Source organism: Clostridium sp. DMHC 10 (genome assembly GCF_001270375.1).
GTDB classification, from domain to species: Bacteria; Bacillota; Clostridia; order Clostridiales; family Clostridiaceae; genus Clostridium_S; species Clostridium_S guangxiense.
Genome location: NZ_LGVB01000015.1, coordinates 1,031,039 through 1,047,741 on the forward strand (window position 1 = coordinate 1,031,039; position 16,703 = coordinate 1,047,741).

Below are 16,703 nucleotides of genomic sequence, written 5' to 3' on the forward strand. Positions count from 1 at the left end.
GGTGTTTTAATTGAGAATAATAAGTGTAGATAATTATGATGAAATGAGCAAAAAGGCGGCGAGTATGGTTGCAAGTCAGATGATACTAAAGCATGACAGTGTGTTAGGGCTTGCTACGGGGGAGACTCCAACGGGCATGTATAAAGAGCTTATAAAATTATATGATGATGAAGAATGTTTAGATTATGATGAGAAGATTAAAGCATCAGGAGGAATTGATATTCAAGTTCTTGGAATGGGTACCTAAGTCAGCGCTAAGTATGGGAATAAAAACAATAATGCAATCTAAAGTTATAGTACTTCTTGCAAACGGAGAAGCTAAAGCTGAGGTGATTTATAAAACTATTAATGGTAAGATATGTCCAGAGGCTCCAGCTTCAATTTTGCAGCTTCATAATAATGTTAATATTATAGTTGATAAAGCTGCTGCTAAATTGCTTTTTTAGTAATTTAGCTTTAGTGAGGGATTTTCTACCGTACAGGGGGGATTTTATTGCTGAATGAAAGAAGAGAAAAAATTATAACTCTGCTTAAAAATAATAAAAACTGGATTACTGGTAAGGAAATGTCTCAAGTTTTAAATGTTTCAGATCGTACTATTAGATCCGATATTTCGCACATTAATATTTATTATGATAATATTCTGATAGAGTCTGATAATCGAAAAGGCTATCACTTAAATAAGAGAATATTGTCAAGTATGAGCAATCATTCAGAAAATATAATTCCACAGACATCCTTTCAAAGGTGTTTCTATATTGTACATGAATTATTATTTAAGAAAAATGAGCTTAACTTGATTTATGCAATGAACAGATTATTTATTAGCAATTCTTCAATGGAAAACGATTTAAAGGAAATAAAAAAAATGTTAGAAGTATATCCTACACTTAAGCTTATAAGGCATAAAAACTATATATCCATAGAAGGAAATGAAGAAAATAAAAGAGAGCTTTATATAAATTTACTTAAAAAAAAGATGAGAAAAAATTATCTTAATTTGGATTTCTTAGCTACTTTATTTTCTAATTTGAATTTTTTCTCCATAAAAGAATTGCTAGAAAATATATTAAATAAATATAAGCTTAATATTAGGGAAATGGAACTACCAACTATTATGGCATATGTTGGAGTAGCAATTGAACGTATGCTTTACTGTAATTATATACAGACGCATAACATAAACAAAAATATATCTATTGGTATAGAACTTTCTGTATCTAAGGAATTTTATCAAAGTATGTCGAAAAACTTAAATATTATCCTAGATGAAAATGAAAGCTTTTATTTAGCATTTTTATTATGTGGAAAATTAAAAGCTCAAAGGTGCGAAAATGAAATTTTACAGGATTCTAACTGTATGGTTAATCAATTAGTAAATACTATTTTGAAAAATATATATATTCAGTTTGATGTTGATTTAAGAGAAGATGAAGATTTGAAGGAAGGGTTATCTGCACATATTCTTCAGCTTCTTGAACGAAAGAAAAATAATGTTAATATTTGCAATTTATTCTTGGATGAATTAAAGTATAAATATCCTTTCTTTTTTGAAATGAGTGTTTGTGTGGGAAAGATTATAGAGGAACATTTAAATGTAACTATTGATGAAATTGATATCAGTTTTATTGAACAGCATCTTGGGGCAGCATTGGAAAGAATAAATTCTAAAAGTAAATACAAAGTAATTTTGATAAATCCCAATAATCAAGCTTTGTCAAGTTTATGTCAAAAAAAAATAGAGAGTATATTCCATGAGCGAATGATAATAGTTAAGTCAATGAATTACTTTGAGAAAAAAGAAATTATTAAGATAGAACCTGATTTAATTCTTACTACATTGTCTCTAGAGCATAATCTTAATATTTTAACAGTTCAGATTTCCATTTTTATTAATTCACAAGATGAAATTAAAATTTTTCAAGCTTTAAATTTGATGGATGGGATTAGGTTCAAAGATAAATTTGTTGTTAGTTTTAAAAATATGATTGAACCTAGATTCTTCTATTTGGATCTTGATATTAATGCACCAGAGGAAGTTCTAACATTTATGAGTAATGAACTTTATAATGCTGGTTATGTGGATAAAGAGTTTAAAGAATCTGTATTAAAACGAGAAGAGCTTTCCCCTACATCTTTTATTTACTCTTTTGCAATTCCACATCCTATAAAATCAATGAGTAGAGAGTCTAAAATTTCAGTGGCTGTGCTTAAGAAACCAATACAATGGGGAAAGTTTCAAGTAAAACTAGTTTTACTTTTGTCTATTCAAAAAAATAGTGAAAAAATAATGAGAACATTTTTTGATTGGTTCATTTATATAGTAAGTGATTCCCAAAAGCTTTCTTGCCTCATGAAAATTAAGAGTTATGATGATTTTATTAATCAGATTATTTAATAAAAGGTTGTTGCATTAATAGTTAATTTTTATTTAATGCAACAGCTATTTTTTATATTTTAGTAAAATTACTTCCTAGTAGTAGGAAGAAAAATTGGAAGCATTTTACATAGAACCGTATATAATTAAAGTATAACAAGAAATTAAAACTAGAAAATAGGAGGTTACTATGGAAGAGTTGGAGTTATTTTGCTTTAAACTTATTTCTGCTGCAGGAACAGCAAGATCTTGTAATATTGAAGCAATAAAAGAAGCTAAAAAGGGAAATTTTAAAAAAGCGGAAGAATTAATGAAGGAAGGCAAAAAAAATTATTTAAGTGCTCACGAGGTGCATAATGAACTTCTTAAGCTTAAAAGTGATAAAGAGGAGAATAGCAGTTTAACTTTAGTTATGCATGCTGAAGATCAACTAATGAGTGCAGAAATGTTAGCTATATTATCTGAGGAATTTATTAGCACTTATAAGAAATTGTTTCATTTAGAGAATAAGTAAATTAAAATTTTATTATTTAATAAAATTTAAAATAAGAAGGGAGATATTAATTATGAAGAAAATTTACTTATTTTGTAGTGCAGGAATGTCTACAAGTTTGCTTGCAAGTAATATGCAAAAGTTAGCCGAAGATCATAATTTAAATGTTGAAGTCAAAGCTTTTTCTATCGCACGTATCGATGAGGTATATGATAAAGAACATCCTAATTGTATTTTGCTGGGACCTCAAGTTGGATTTGCCTATGAGGATATTAAAGAAAAATATAAAAAATTAAATATTCCAGTAGGCTTATTGATTCTAATGATTATGGAACATTAAATGGTGGAAATGTGTTAAGATTAGCATCAAACTTGTTGAAAAAAGGTGCCTAAGTAATTAATTAAAATAGGAGGATAATTGTTATGAAAAGAAGCTTTATGAACAAATTAGAATCAAAGTTAATGCCAGTTGCTCAAGCAATAAGTAGAAACAAATATCTTATATCTATTCGTGATGGATTTCTAATTAGTATGCCACTTTTAGTAGTCGGATCAATGTTCTTGCTTATTTCAAATTTTCCAATTCAGCCATGGATTGATCTATTAAAAAATTCAACATTTAATGGATTATCAATTTCATCTTATTTTTCTAATGTAACGAATGCAACTTTTTCAATTATGGCAATATTTATTGTAATTGGTATCGGATATAATTATGCTAAACAGGAAAAAACAAGCGCGATATTTGGAGCAGTTGTTGCTATTTTAAGCTGGTTTATGCTTATGCCGTTCAGTACTTCGTATATGCCTAAAGGTGCAAAGGAGGCAGTTCAAGTCGCTAGTATACCTTTCGACTGGGTTGGATCAAAAGGTATATTTATAGGAATTATATGTGCATTTGTTTCTGTTAAAATCTATAAATGGGTAGAAGGTAAAGGTTGGACAATAAAAATGCCCAAAGGTGTTCCAACCACAGTTGGACAATCATTTGCATCATTATTTCCAATAGGTTTGGTGATTATTATATTCCTTATTGTCAGAATTCTTTTTTCATTAACACCATGGGGAAATGCCTTTGATTTTATTTATAAAATTTTACAGTTACCTATGCAAAAAGTTGGAGATTCACTAGGAGCTATGATGGGAGTATATTTCTTTGCACATGTTTTATGGCTTTTTGGTATTCATGGAACGAATATCACAGATTCAGTTTTTAGACCAATACTTTATGCATTATCTGCAGAAAATTTAAAAGCTCTTCAGGCCGGACAACCTTTACCTCATATTATAAATCAGCAGTTTCAGGATTTATTCGCAACTTATGGAGGCGCCGGATCAGCACTTTCTATGATAATAGCTATGTTTGCATTCTGTAAATCTAAGCGAATTAAGGAATTGGGCAAATTATCAATAATACCTAGTATATTTGGTATAAATGAACCTGTTATTTTTGGATTGCCAGTTGTATTGAATCCTATTATAGCTATTCCATTTATTCTTGTACCAATGGTTAATATCGTCGTTTGCTATATAACAATGTATATTAAATTAGTTCCCATTTGCAATGGTGTTATTATGCCATGGACGACGCCACCAGTTATTTCAGGGTTTTTATCATCTGGATGGCAGGGAGCAATATTACAGTTATTCCTAATTGCTCTTGGAGTGTTTATATACTATCCATTCATAAAAACGATAGATAGGCAATATTTGAAAGATGAAACTGAAGCTGAAAGTAAGCCAGATGACAATAATGTTTCTTTAGATGATTTAACATTTTAAAAAAATATTTAAAGTTAATAGGAAAATTTCTATTTTTAATATTTGCGAAGAAGGAATAGGAAATGGAAGGTAGGTAAATTATAATGCATAGAATGGGTATATCTGTTTATCCTGAACATTCAACGGAGGAAAAAGATTATGATTATATGAAGCTCGCGGCAAAGTATGGATTTACTCGAATATTTACATGTCTACTATCAGTAAATGAATCAAAAGAAATTATTATAAAAAAATTCACAAAATTCGTGAAAAAATCACATGAACTTGGTTTTATTGTAGGTGTAGATACAAATTCCGATGTTTTTTTACATTTAGGAGCTACTCCATATGATTTAAAACCATTTCATGATATGGAAGTGGATATTGTTCGTCTTGATGAGCGTTTTAGCGATAGAGAAGATATAGCAATTACCCATAATTCTTATGGTATTGCAATTGAATTTAATGGAAGCTCAAATACAGCACTTGATTTAATGCTTGAGAAAGGTGCTGATAGGCATAATATGGTGGTATGCCATAATTTTTACCCACAAAAATATACTGGACTTGGGTGGAATAAGTTTATGGAATTTACTAATAAATATACAGCTTTAGGTCTATCTGTTGCAGCATTTGTTTCTTCTAATAATAAAAATACATTTGGTCCGTGGCCGGTATATGAAGGACTTCCTACGTGTGAAATGCATAGAGGGTTGCCTATAGATTTACAAGTGAGACACCTTCTTGCAACTACTAAAATTGATGATATTTTGATTGGAAATGCTTATGCTACAGAAGAAGAGCTAAAAACAATATCTAAAATAGATACAGCAAAAATTACATTTAAAATTGAAGTATCAGAAGATGCTACAGATGAAGAGAAAAACATAATATATAGTTATCCTCATTTTGGAAGAGGTGATGCATCTGATTATATAGTTAGAAGCAGTTTACCAAGGAAAGATTATAAAAATAAAACGATTCCATACCGCAAATATGATAAAGAGTTTTTTCACAAAGGTGATGTAGCAATAGTTAATGATAATTTATCTCATTATCGCGGTGAATTAGAAATTGTTGAAAAAGATATGCCTAATGACGGAGAAAGAAATTTTGTGGGCAGAATACCAGAAAAGGAATTAATTTTGTTAGATCTATTAAAACCAGAATATCTTTTTGGTTTTATTAAACAAGAATAAAGTTAATTCATGATTATGAATTAACTACTTCAATTATAAAAATTCATTTGTATAATAATGCGTAGATGATGGCATTATTGTACAAATGAATTTTAAGTTTTTATATGGTTTATTTTTACAAGAGTATAATGTATAATATTTGAAAATGAGTTGTATAAATATTTTTGTTATCAAACCAATTTGACCCAAATTAGGAGGTGATATTATATGATAAAAATTAAATATAAGGTTAAAAATCCTCAGGGAATTCATGCTAGGCCAGTAGGACTTTTAGTTCATAAGTTTAAAAAATTTAAATGTAATGTAGTCATTGAAAAGGGTGCAAAAGCGGTTAATGGAAAAGAAATTTTTCCTTTTATGAGTCTTAGCATTAAACAAAATGATAAAATTTTTATATCTTTTGAAGGAGAAAATGAAATGGCAGAGTCAGAAGAAGCAGAGAAATTCTTAAAGCATTTTAATATATTTAAAGTATAATGGAGCTTGAGATGAAATATGATAAAAAAGAGTAGCGTTTGAACTTATTGTTATTTAATTAGATTATATGTATAATTTCTAATAAGGAATAAATAATATTTGTAGAAAATACAGAGGAGATAGAATGGATAACGAGGTTGTTCTTATAGAAGTGTTTGGATTAAACAGAGAAAGAGAGTGCGTACATGAAAACGGTGATTCCTGCAGCGGCTGTAGTGGGTGTGGAAGTTCATCCTCGTGCTCTGGACATTCTGACTGTGAAGGAAATAAAAATATGTTTTTAATGTATAAAGAGCTTATAGAATATATTAAAAATACGGACTTAGCTAACAAAGTTGAAATAGAATTTATAGATACAGATAAAATTGATATAGATAAATACGATTATTTGCAGGAGGCTTTTAAAAAGAAATTTATGCTGCCTATAGTTGCAATAAATGAGACTGTAAAATTTTATGGCGGAGTACCAAATAAGCTTATTTATAAAGAAGTTGAAAAAGAATTGAATAACGGTTAAATGGTTGAATATTTAAAATTAATTTTTTATTTAGCTTTGTTTTAAATAAGTGTGCTTATTAAAATAAAGCTTTTTTAGTATACTTAATTATTTTTATTTCATTTTATAAATAGGCAGTTTGAAAGTTTAAAGTTTTTCAAAGCGTAGAGGAGAAGACTCATCCTTCATTGTGAACTGTGCATTGTACTCTGTTTTTTACCATTCTCCAAACTCATCAATTAACCATGGTGAATTTTTATTTGTTCTAATAGCGGTAAATCATTTGGTATATTTTCCACTGTCTTCTGACCAATCGTTTTCGTTTTTTAATTTGAGATCATAAGTGGCTTTGTAAATTTTTACATTTTCTTCTTTAACCCCATTAATACGACCACGCCAATATTTCATATATGCCTCTTTTTGTTTAGGTGTCGAATCATCAGTTATATCAATAATATTAATGGATATCAAGCTGTCAAATCCAAATTTCCAATTAGGAGTGTTTTGCCACTTTGTCAAGGTGGATAGTACACCTGTTTTGCTTTTTTCATTGTAGTATTTAAAATAGTTTTCTACTACTTCTTTAGGACTTAATTTTAATTTATCTGAATTAGAAATATTAACTTTTTCTCTGTTAGAGAACATACTGTAAGTATAAAAGTTAAAAGTAAAGCTATTACCATAAATTTTTTCTTCATTTTTTGCCTCCTATAGATGGGCAGTTTGGAAAATTAAAATTGATAATGCCAATTTTAGTCTTCCGAGTTGTTTATCTCTACTTAAATTATAGGCTTAAATGATTTTAAAGAATTTATAGAAATTAAACAATTTAATTAAATTATAGTAAAATAGCATTAGCAAAGAAAAAATTAAGAATATCAAAATGTAAAAAATAATCTAATAGCTAGCAAAGTATATATTATAGCGGAAAGTTTATTAAGATATTTTTTTATGAAGGTGTTTTTTATTAATAATGCAGATAAATTTCCACTTAAAATGCCTACAATACAATCCACTATAAGTCCTAAAAGCAAAAAGCTAAATCCCAATATTAATAATTGAAAAGTCATATTGCCAAGTTTAGAGTTTGTAAACTGCGGTAAAAATGCAATATAGAATAATGCTACCTTAGGGTTTAATAGATTTGTTATTGCGGCTTGTTTGAAAACCATAGGTAATGGAATGCTTGATTTAATACTGATGTTCTCTATGATAGATGTATCTCTAAATGTGTTGTAGGCAATCCAAAGTAAATATAGTCCACCAATTATTTGTATTGCATTAAAAAGTTTTTTAGACATTAAAAATGATGCAGCTAGTCCTGTACTTACTAAAACTGTGTAGGTTAGCATTCCTAATGTCATTCCAAAAGCGGAAATTACACCAGCTTTAATACCACCTCTTAAGCTGTTGGCTAAAATATATAACATATCTGGACCTGGAATTATGCAAATGATAAAGGCAGATATTAAAAATAACATATATCTTGTATAATCTAAAGTCAATTTTTCTGTACCTCGATTCTTTAATAATGGTTTGGTATAATTTATATATCATTATTATAAACAATAACATGTATTTATGTAACGGTCAATATTAAAAACGGAGGTTACAAAATGAAGTTTTTTATGTTTAGATTTTATTAATAGTAGGTGGTATAATACACATAAAAGTTTTAAAGAGCCTTTACAGGATAGGGATTGGATTGTAAATTTTTGCAGTCAATGGGAAATACCTATTAGTAGTGTAATAAGTAAAAAAATGATTGATACATTATTGGAACTTAGAAATTTTTTAAGTGATTTAATAGAAGGTATATCATCCCAAAATACAATAGGTTCAGAGGATATTAATAAAATAAATAAGTATCTTATGCCATTTTTATTTTATAGAACGTTAAAGAGTGACGGCAAAAAATATTATATAGAAGATGCCATTTATGGTAAATCAAATAATTTCATTGTATTTGAAGTAGTTTCATCTTTTATTGAAATGATTTCAAAGTATGATATAAAGCGTATGAAATTGTGTCAGAATCCTGAATGTAAATGGGCTTTTTATGATGAGAGCAAGAATTGTACAAGAAAATGGTGTGATAATACCTGTGCAACTCTTATGAAAGTTCGTAAATTTAGACAGAATAAAAGTAAAATTAATAAAGATAAAACTCAGTAATAAAATTACTATTGCTAAAAGGATGTCATCCATTTGAATGACATCTTTTTTGGGATTGGTTGATAATATTTCGTCAAAGCCACAATAATAATATTAAATTAATAAAAAACATTGACAATTATTAAACAAAATTATATATTTAAATAAAGACATTCGTAAAAACAGTTTGGTGAATGATGATATTATTCATCAAATTAAAAGGAAGGATGTTAACTAATGGAGTTCAAATCAAATATCAAGGAATTTGATGAATTTAAAAAGAAGATGTCAGCAATATCTCAGGGTTCATATGCATATGAGAAATTAGCACATTACATAGAAAAAAATTATAAACACATTATTTTTATGACAGCATCAGAGGTTGCAAATGAGGCGGATGTTAGTCAGGGAAGTGTATCTAGATTTTGCAGTGCCCTTGGATATAGGGGTTATAATGATTTCTTGCATAATTTGCAGCAGTTTATGAGAGAAGAAATAACAGCACCGCAGAGACTTGAGTACACATCGCATAATAAGGATTTATCAAATATATTAAATATGGAACACAGCAATATAGACGAGCTCCACAACATTTTAAGTGAACCTTCCTATCAAAAGCTTGTTGATAAAATAATAACTTCTAAAGAAATAGTATTATTATCATCTAGAATGTCTGCAACGCTTCTTCCATATACAGGGTATCTTCTTAATAAAATCAGAAACAACGTCGTAGAAGTTACATCTGAAAGTCATCTGTGGAATACCTTAGAGCTTAGAGATCCAGAAACAACGTTTATATTTACAATAATATTTCCAAGGTATCCAAATGATTTAATTAATAAGCTAAGGGCGTTAAAAAAAGAAGGTTTTTGTATTGCTGCACTTACAGATAGTATAATATCGCCAGTTGCTGATATAGCAGATAATGTAATAACAGTACCAGTAACAACTTCATCAATTTTCGATATATATAGTACCCCAATGTTATTTATTAATTTACTTCTGAGAGATGCAGCTAATTGTATGGAAGGTTTAGATAAGAGACTTGATAAACTTGAAAAGATAGAAAAAGAAAGCAACACTTACTATAGAGGAAATACCTGAAAGAGTAAGATTGCAAATAGAATAGGAATACAAGTAATTTATAAAGGTTGAGAGTACAGAGTACAATTGACAGAGTACAGTGAAGGATGATTTTCCTCCGCTATCGCTGCGAAAAATCTAAAACTTAATGCTTGCGCATGATGTAAAACATAGAGTTCAGCGCAGCTGATACTATTAAGTTCGAAGATTTACCTGAGAGGAACGAAAGGTAAATCTACCTTCACTGTACTCTGTGCGCTGTACTTTGTACTCTTATTTAAGGTTGATTGTCACAAAAATATTTTATCTAATTTAAAAATTAAAGGTATTCTCAATATATTAGTTCAAAGGGGTTAATAAAATGAAAAAGTTATATAAACCATTTATTGTGTATTATGAAGGTAAATTTCAAAAAGGTAAGGGTATATTAGAAGAAAACGGAGCAATAGTAGAAGTGGATTCTTTTGAAGTACTTTCAAAAAAATATGCAGATGCAGAACTTATAGATTGGTCTCAAGAGATAATGGTTCCGGGTACAACAAATATACATAATCATTCCTTTCAAAGCTTGCTCAGAGGAATTGCAGCAGATAAGCCATTTTTAGAGTGGAGAGATAAATCACTTTATGCTTTTTCACCTAAGTTATCTGCAGAAGATATATACACTGGAGCAGTATTCGCTTTTGGAGAAATGCTTAAGTATGGAGTTACAACAGTAAGTGATTTCTTTTATGTACATAATGATGGCCTTGAAAGTGATGAAGCGGTCATTAAAGCAGCTAAAGATGTAGGTATTCGTTTAGTTCTTGCTAGAACAATGTACGATTGGGAGGGAGCACCAAAGGGATATGTTGAAACTATAGATGAAGCTGTGAAGAATGTAAGAAGTTTAGCTGTAAAGTATCAGGGAAATGACATGGTTAAAATAGTACCAGCACCTCACAGCTTACATGCAGCATCAATAGATATGGTTAAAGCTGGTCATAAATTAGCAAAAGAGCTTGGTACCAATTATCACATACACGTAGCAGAAGAACCTTTCGAAGTTGAGCAGGTGCAAAAGGAATTTGGGTTAAGACCTGTTGAACTTTTAAATAAAATAGGTGTACTTGATGACAGTATGGTAGCTATTCACTGTGTATGGCTTAATAACAATGAAATAAAATTAATGGGAGAAAACAAAGCTAAACTTGCTTATTGTCCTTCAAGTAACATGTTTTTAGCAGATGGAGTAACCGATATTCCAGCAATGATGAAAGCTGGCGTTGAAATAGGTTTTGGATCAGATGGAGCCTGCAGCAATAATAGAATAAGCATATTTGAAGAAATGAGAATGTGTGCACTTCTTCAAAAAGTAACAAAGCTTGATTCACTATGCGTTAATTATAAAGATGTTTTTGCAATGGGAACAGAAATTGGAGGAAGAATACTTCAGCTTCCTGTTGGAAAAATTGAAAAAGGCTATAAGGCAGATTTTGTTGGAATAGATAAAAATGATATGTCTATGCAACCTATATTTGCTTCAGGTGAGCAAATTATGCCTAATATAGTTTATTCAATGCAGCCATGTGCAATTGATCATGTTGTAGTTGATGGAAAAGAGAGAGTTAGAAATGGGCAGATTTCAAGTGTACCAGAAAACAAAATTGTAGGAGATGTTCAAGTACTTATGAAGAAACTACAAGAATAGAATTACATGAAATTTTTAAAAGAAAATTAATGATGTTTTTCAAGTAAATTAGGAAGGTTAAGAGCAGAGAGTAGAGAGTAAAGAGTAGAGTGAATGATGATTTTTCTGCGTTTTACTACGAAAAATCTTCAATTATAAAAGCAATAAAGTTTAGTATAGCTAAGCAAAGCGGTTTAAAAAAACCGGTAATAGTATTAAGTTTAAAAATTTTTTCTGCCAAAGCAGAAAATTAACCTTCACTCTACTCCCTACTCTTTACTCTCTACTCTGAATAATGGGAACCAAAATGGGTAGAGTAAAACCTAACATAGGTAGATTAAAGAGTGATATTGAAGAAATATCCACGTTTATAGATAAAACTAAGCTTGGACATACTAGGCGGAGCTTTACAGAGGAGTATAAACAAGCAAGAATGTGGTTAAGAGGAAAAATGGAAGAGGTAGGTCTGAAAACTTCTATAGATGCTGCAGCAAATATTATAGGAAGGTTATCTGGAAGTGACGATAACCTAAAACCGATAATGCTTGGTTCACACACAGATACTGTAGAAAATGGTGGTATGTATGATGGAACTATAGGAGTTTTAGGAGGAATAGAAGTAGTTAGAGTTTTAAAAGAAAATGGAATAACCCTCAGGCATTCTTTAGAAATAGTTGACTTTACGTCAGAGGAACCAAGTGAATTTGGCTTGTCTACTATAGGAAGCAAGGGCATGGTAGGAGAACTATCAGAAGAAATGCTTCAAAGAAAGGACAATTTAGGAAGAGTACTTTCGGAAGCTATAGATGATTTGGGAGGAAACTATAAAGCTATAAAGAGGTTAGCGCGAAAAAAAGGCGATGTGACATTATATTTAGAATTACATAATGAATTAGGACCTGTTTTGGATAATAAAAGGTGTCCACTTGGAGTTGTTACAGGTATTGTTGGAATTCATAGATATAAAGTATTAGTAGAAGGTGAATCCAATCATGCAGGTACAACACCAATGAATATGAGGTATGATGCGTTAGCTTTTACAAGTGAACTCATATTGAAGCTGCAGGGCTTATGTAGAGAAAGAAATAGTTATGATATAGTTGGAACAGTCGGAAAGTTAAAGGTAGAACCTAATGCATCAAATGTAATCCCTGGAAAATGTGAATTTGAATTTGAGGTTAGAGCACTCAAAAATGAAGTTATATATGAAATTGTCTCTGAATTCATAGAAGAGGCTGAAAAGCTATCAAAGGAAGAAAATATAAATATTAAATTTGACAACATATCAAAGTCAAGTTCTGTAATCATAAATGAAGATATAAGTGGAGTTTTAAAAGATAGTTGTGATAAAGTAGCAGAAAGCATGTACTTGCCAAGCGGAGCAGGTCATGATGCTAATCATATAAATAACATTGCACCTGTGGGAATGATTTTTGTACCAAGTAAAGATGGCAAAAGTCACTGCCCGGAAGAATATACCTCATATGAAGAAATTGAGGTTGGGGTTACAGCTCTTATACAATCATTAATTAGTTTCGATGAAAATTTAAAATAAAGATAAACCATGTAAACTAGAGAAATTCATGTGCATCATAATGACTAGAAGATGGCGTTATGATACAAATAAATTTGGAGTTTTCAAATGGTTTATACCAAATTGGAGGTATAAAAATGGAATATAATGAACTTATTAAAAATGCCATGACTATAACATTAGATGATGAACTCCCCAAAATGCCTGGGTTTGTAGAAGGAATTAGAAGAGCGCCAGATAGGGGCTACAGCTTAGATAGAAAGCAGACAGAAATTGCACTTAAGAATGCGCTAAGATATATTAATCCTAAATATCATGAAAAGCTAATTCCAGAGTTTCTTAACGAGCTTGCAACAAGAGGAAGAATATATGGATACAGATTTAGACCAGAGGGAAGAATATATGGAAAATCAATAGACGAATATAAAGGTAACTGCATTCAAGGTAAGGCTTTTCAGGTTATGATAGACAATAACCTTGATTTTGAGGTGGCATTATATCCTTATGAACTGGTTACATACGGAGAAACGGGTTCTGTGTGTCAAAACTGGATGCAGTATAGACTAATAAAGAAATATCTTGAGGTTTTAACAGATGAACAAACCTTGGTTGTAGAATCTGGTCATCCACTTGGATTATTTAAATCTAAAAAAGATGCCCCAAGGGTTATAATAACAAATGCTCTTATGGTTGGAATGTTTGATAATCTTGAAGACTGGGAAGTTGCAGAGCAAATGGGAGTTGCAAATTATGGACAAATGACAGCAGGTGGCTGGATGTATATAGGACCACAGGGAATAGTTCATGGAACCTACAACACTCTTTTAAATGCGGGCAGAATGAAGCTTGGAATACCTAATGATGGAGATTTGAGAGGACATTTATTCATAACTTCAGGACTTGGTGGAATGAGTGGTGCTCAGCCAAAAGCGGTTGAAATATCAAGAGGCGTTGGCATTATAGCAGAGGTTGATGAATCAAGAATAAAAACAAGATTTGATCAAGGTTGGGTAAGTAAAGTATCAGATGATTTGCACGAAATATTTAAAATAGCAAAAGAGTATTTAGATAAAAAAGAAACTATATCTATTGCATATCATGGCAACATAGTTGATTTGCTTGAATATGTGGTTAAGAATGATATAAAAGTTGACTTGATGTCAGATCAAACTTCATGTCATGCTGCATATGATGGTGGATACTGTCCACAAGGGCTTACCTTTGAGGAGAGAACAAAATTACTAAGTAGTGACAGAGAAAAATTTAAAGAGCTTGTAGATAAAAGCTTAAGACATCATTATGAACTTATAAAAAAATGTACAGATAAGGGAACATATTTCTTCGACTATGGTAACTCTTTCTTAAAGGCAGTATATGATGCTGGAGTTAAGGAAATTTCTAAAAATGGCATTGATGATAAAGATGGTTTTGTACTTCCATCATATGTTGAAGATATTATGGGACCACAGTTATTTGATTATGGTTATGGACCATTCAGGTGGGTATGCTTAAGTGGAAAAGATGAAGATTTAATAAAAACTGATAAGGCGGCAATGAGTTGCATTGATCCAAATAGAAGATATCAGGATAGAGACAACTACAACTGGATAAGAGACGCAGAGGAAAATAAATTAGTGGTTGGAACTAAAGCAAGAATACTTTATCAAGATGCAGAAGGTAGAAGGGATATAGCTCTTAAATTCAATGAAATGGTTAGAAATGGTGAAATAGGACCTGTTATGATGGGAAGAGATCATCATGATGTAAGTGGAACTGATTCGCCATTTAGAGAAACAGCAAATATAAAAGATGGAAGTAATGTAATGGCTGATATGGCAATTCAATGTTATGCAGGAAATGCGGCAAGAGGCATGAGCCTTGTAGCTCTTCATAATGGTGGTGGAGTTGGAATAGGAAAATCAATAAATGGAGGCTTTGGGCTTGTACTTGATGGAAGCGAAAAAACCGATGAAATTATAAAGAGTGCTATTATGTGGGATGTAATGGGAGGCGTAGCAAGAAGAAGCTGGGCTAGAAACGAACATTCAATAGAAACTGTGGTTAAATTTAATGAAAAATACAAAGGTGAAAGCCACATAACTTTGCCATATTTAGCGGATGAAAAATTAATAAAAGAAAATATTAAAAGCTATTTTAAAGAGGAGAACAATGGATAAAATAATTATTTTTAATGCGAGTGAAATTGCAACACCAACTGGAAGTAAAGCTAAATATGGTAAAGAAATGAATGATATTTCTATTATTAAAAATGGATCTATTGTAATTGAAAATGGTTTAATTAGAGATGTAGGTCCGACTACGAGTATTACTAGAAAGTATAATTTAAGTAAATACAATATTATAGATGCTAAGGATAAATCTATAGTGCCTGGTTTTGTTGATGCCCATACTCATTTTATTTTTGGTGGGTACAGGGAAGAAGAATTTTTTCAAAGAATCAATGGAACGAGTTACATGGAGATCATGAATAACGATGGCGGCATAGAAAGTACAGTGAAAAAAACAAGAAACATGACGCTTAAAGAGCTTTATGAAGTTGGACTCGATAGGCTTAATTCTATGCTTGGCTTTGGAATAACAACGGTTGAAGGGAAAAGTGGATACGGGCTTGACTTTCAAACGGAAACAAAACAACTTAAAGTTATGAAAAAACTAGATGAGAGTCATCCAGTAGACGTTGTGTCAACTTTTTTAGGGGCTCATGCAACTCCGCAAGAATATAAAGGCAAAAATGATGAGTATATTGATTTTATGATTGAAAAACTTTACCCATATATAGTTAGAAATAAGCTTGCTGAGTTTTGCGATGTGTTTTGTGAAGATGGTGTTTTTTCTATAGAGGAATCAAGGAAGCTACTTTTGGAAGCTAAAAAATTAGGATTTAAATTAAAGGTTCATGCTGATGAAATTTCGTCTTTTGGAGGAGCAGAACTTGCAAGCTCAATTGGTGCAATATCCGCAGATCATTTACTAAATGTATCAGATGAAGGAATAAAAGAGATGGCAAAAAACAAAGTTGTATCTGTTTTACTTCCTGCTACTGCTTTTACACTCGATAAGCCTTTTGCTAATGCAAGAAAAATGATAGATGATGGCTGTGCTGTTGCTTTAGGCAGTGACTATAACCCTGGAAGTTGTTTCTCTAACTCAATACCACTTATAATTTCTTTGGCATGTATAAAGATGAGAATGACCCCAGAGGAAATTTTAACAGCTCTCACTATAAACGGAGCAGCAGCCTTGGATAGAGAAGCTTCTATAGGAAGCATTGAAATTGGAAAAAAGGCAGATTTGCTTATGTTAAAATACCCAAGCTATAAATACCTTATGTACAATACAGGAATTAATATTGTAGATACGGTAGTAAAAAATGGTGAGATAAAATTGATTAATAAGTACTAAAGATAAACAAGCTGAAAGGTTGAAATTGCTAATACCA

At 30.8% G+C, this 16,703-nt stretch carries 15 protein-coding genes and 1 pseudogene; 14 read left to right on the top strand and 2 right to left on the bottom strand.

The window, feature by feature from the left end:
* The first annotated feature begins 10 nt into the window (after positions 1-10).
* The 8 genes and pseudogenes from AGR56_RS19405 to AGR56_RS06865 all read left to right on the top strand — a co-directional run bounded on the left by AGR56_RS19405 (position 11) and on the right by AGR56_RS06865 (position 6,824).
* Positions 11-446, top strand: a pseudogene (locus tag AGR56_RS19405) (hypothetical protein).
* A gap of 47 nt (positions 447-493) precedes the next feature.
* Positions 494-2,398, top strand: a complete 1,905-nt coding sequence (locus tag AGR56_RS06835; protein WP_053241634.1) for a PTS sugar transporter subunit IIA — start codon at positions 494-496, stop codon at positions 2,396-2,398.
* Between the two features lie 169 nt (positions 2,399-2,567).
* The gene (locus tag AGR56_RS06840; protein WP_053241635.1) at positions 2,568-2,891 is read left to right on the top strand and encodes a PTS lactose/cellobiose transporter subunit IIA; all 324 of its coding nucleotides are present in this window, start codon (positions 2,568-2,570) and stop codon (positions 2,889-2,891) included.
* Positions 2,892-2,943: 52 nt separating this feature from the next.
* Positions 2,944-3,210 carry a PTS sugar transporter subunit IIB gene (locus tag AGR56_RS06845; RefSeq protein ID WP_347460437.1) on the top strand — a complete coding sequence of 89 codons (267 nt, stop codon included), beginning with the start codon at positions 2,944-2,946 and terminating at the stop codon, positions 3,208-3,210.
* Positions 3,211-3,293: 83 nt separating this feature from the next.
* Entirely contained in the window at positions 3,294-4,652 is a 1,359-nt protein-coding gene (locus tag AGR56_RS06850; RefSeq protein ID WP_231016406.1) for a PTS sugar transporter subunit IIC, read from the top strand.
* 83 nt (positions 4,653-4,735) lie between these two features.
* Positions 4,736-5,830 carry a MupG family TIM beta-alpha barrel fold protein gene (locus AGR56_RS06855; RefSeq protein ID WP_053241636.1) on the top strand — a complete coding sequence of 365 codons (1,095 nt, stop codon included), beginning with the start codon at positions 4,736-4,738 and terminating at the stop codon, positions 5,828-5,830.
* A gap of 207 nt (positions 5,831-6,037) precedes the next feature.
* A complete protein-coding gene (locus tag AGR56_RS06860; RefSeq protein WP_053241637.1) occupies positions 6,038-6,307 on the top strand; it encodes an HPr family phosphocarrier protein in 270 nt (89 codons plus the stop codon).
* A 124-nt stretch (positions 6,308-6,431) separates the two neighbouring features.
* A complete protein-coding gene (locus AGR56_RS06865; RefSeq protein ID WP_053241638.1) occupies positions 6,432-6,824 on the top strand; it encodes a hypothetical protein in 393 nt (130 codons plus the stop codon).
* A 258-nt stretch (positions 6,825-7,082) separates the two neighbouring features.
* On the opposite strand, the gene AGR56_RS06870 is transcribed toward AGR56_RS06865, so the two are convergent.
* The gene (locus AGR56_RS06870) at positions 7,083-7,448 is read right to left on the bottom strand and encodes a DUF4829 domain-containing protein (protein WP_242851356.1); all 366 of its coding nucleotides are present in this window, start codon (positions 7,446-7,448) and stop codon (positions 7,083-7,085) included.
* 233 nt (positions 7,449-7,681) lie between these two features.
* Complete coding sequence (locus AGR56_RS06875) at positions 7,682-8,284, bottom strand: LysE family translocator (protein ID WP_207642168.1); 603 nt, start codon at positions 8,282-8,284, stop codon at positions 7,682-7,684.
* A gap of 280 nt (positions 8,285-8,564) precedes the next feature.
* On the opposite strand from AGR56_RS06875, the gene AGR56_RS06880 reads away from it, so the two are divergent.
* The 6 genes from AGR56_RS06880 (at position 8,565) to hutI (ending at position 16,666) form a co-directional block, all read left to right on the top strand.
* Positions 8,565-8,978, top strand: coding sequence for a CGNR zinc finger domain-containing protein (locus AGR56_RS06880; RefSeq protein ID WP_053241640.1), 414 nt, complete (start codon positions 8,565-8,567; stop codon positions 8,976-8,978).
* Between the two features lie 216 nt (positions 8,979-9,194).
* Positions 9,195-10,061, top strand: coding sequence for a MurR/RpiR family transcriptional regulator (locus AGR56_RS06885; protein WP_053241641.1), 867 nt, complete (start codon positions 9,195-9,197; stop codon positions 10,059-10,061).
* A 340-nt stretch (positions 10,062-10,401) separates the two neighbouring features.
* Complete coding sequence (locus AGR56_RS06890) at positions 10,402-11,730, top strand: amidohydrolase (RefSeq protein ID WP_053241642.1); 1,329 nt, start codon at positions 10,402-10,404, stop codon at positions 11,728-11,730.
* A gap of 286 nt (positions 11,731-12,016) precedes the next feature.
* Complete coding sequence (locus AGR56_RS06895) at positions 12,017-13,264, top strand: M20 family metallo-hydrolase (RefSeq protein WP_053241643.1); 1,248 nt, start codon at positions 12,017-12,019, stop codon at positions 13,262-13,264.
* Positions 13,265-13,380: 116 nt separating this feature from the next.
* On the top strand, positions 13,381-15,420 hold the full coding sequence (locus AGR56_RS06900) for a urocanate hydratase (protein ID WP_053241644.1): 2,040 nt from the start codon (positions 13,381-13,383) through the stop codon (positions 15,418-15,420).
* Positions 15,413-16,666 (top strand): imidazolonepropionase, encoded by a 1,254-nt coding sequence (hutI, locus tag AGR56_RS06905; protein WP_053241645.1) that lies wholly within the window; start codon positions 15,413-15,415, stop codon positions 16,664-16,666. Before AGR56_RS06900 ends, hutI begins: the two co-directional genes overlap by 8 nt.
* The last annotated feature ends 37 nt before the right edge of the window (positions 16,667-16,703 follow it).

Coding starts and splice junctions, on each gene's coding strand:
- AGR56_RS06880 (WP_053241640.1), top strand. CDS start 8,565: ATGATTGATACATTATTGGAACTTAGAAATTTTTTAAGTGATTTAATA.
- hutI (WP_053241645.1), top strand. CDS start 15,413: ATGGATAAAATAATTATTTTTAATGCGAGTGAAATTGCAACACCAACT.
- AGR56_RS06850 (WP_231016406.1), top strand. CDS start 3,294: ATGAAAAGAAGCTTTATGAACAAATTAGAATCAAAGTTAATGCCAGTT.
- AGR56_RS06865 (WP_053241638.1), top strand. CDS start 6,432: ATGGATAACGAGGTTGTTCTTATAGAAGTGTTTGGATTAAACAGAGAA.
- AGR56_RS06840 (WP_053241635.1), top strand. CDS start 2,568: ATGGAAGAGTTGGAGTTATTTTGCTTTAAACTTATTTCTGCTGCAGGA.
- AGR56_RS06845 (WP_347460437.1), top strand. CDS start 2,944: ATGAAGAAAATTTACTTATTTTGTAGTGCAGGAATGTCTACAAGTTTG.
- AGR56_RS06855 (WP_053241636.1), top strand. CDS start 4,736: ATGCATAGAATGGGTATATCTGTTTATCCTGAACATTCAACGGAGGAA.
- AGR56_RS06860 (WP_053241637.1), top strand. CDS start 6,038: ATGATAAAAATTAAATATAAGGTTAAAAATCCTCAGGGAATTCATGCT.
- AGR56_RS06895 (WP_053241643.1), top strand. CDS start 12,017: ATGGGTAGAGTAAAACCTAACATAGGTAGATTAAAGAGTGATATTGAA.
- AGR56_RS06875 (WP_207642168.1), bottom strand. CDS start 8,284: ATGTTATTTTTAATATCTGCCTTTATCATTTGCATAATTCCAGGTCCA.
- AGR56_RS06900 (WP_053241644.1), top strand. CDS start 13,381: ATGGAATATAATGAACTTATTAAAAATGCCATGACTATAACATTAGAT.
- AGR56_RS06885 (WP_053241641.1), top strand. CDS start 9,195: ATGGAGTTCAAATCAAATATCAAGGAATTTGATGAATTTAAAAAGAAG.
- AGR56_RS06870 (WP_242851356.1), bottom strand. CDS start 7,448: ATGTTCTCTAACAGAGAAAAAGTTAATATTTCTAATTCAGATAAATTA.
- AGR56_RS06890 (WP_053241642.1), top strand. CDS start 10,402: ATGAAAAAGTTATATAAACCATTTATTGTGTATTATGAAGGTAAATTT.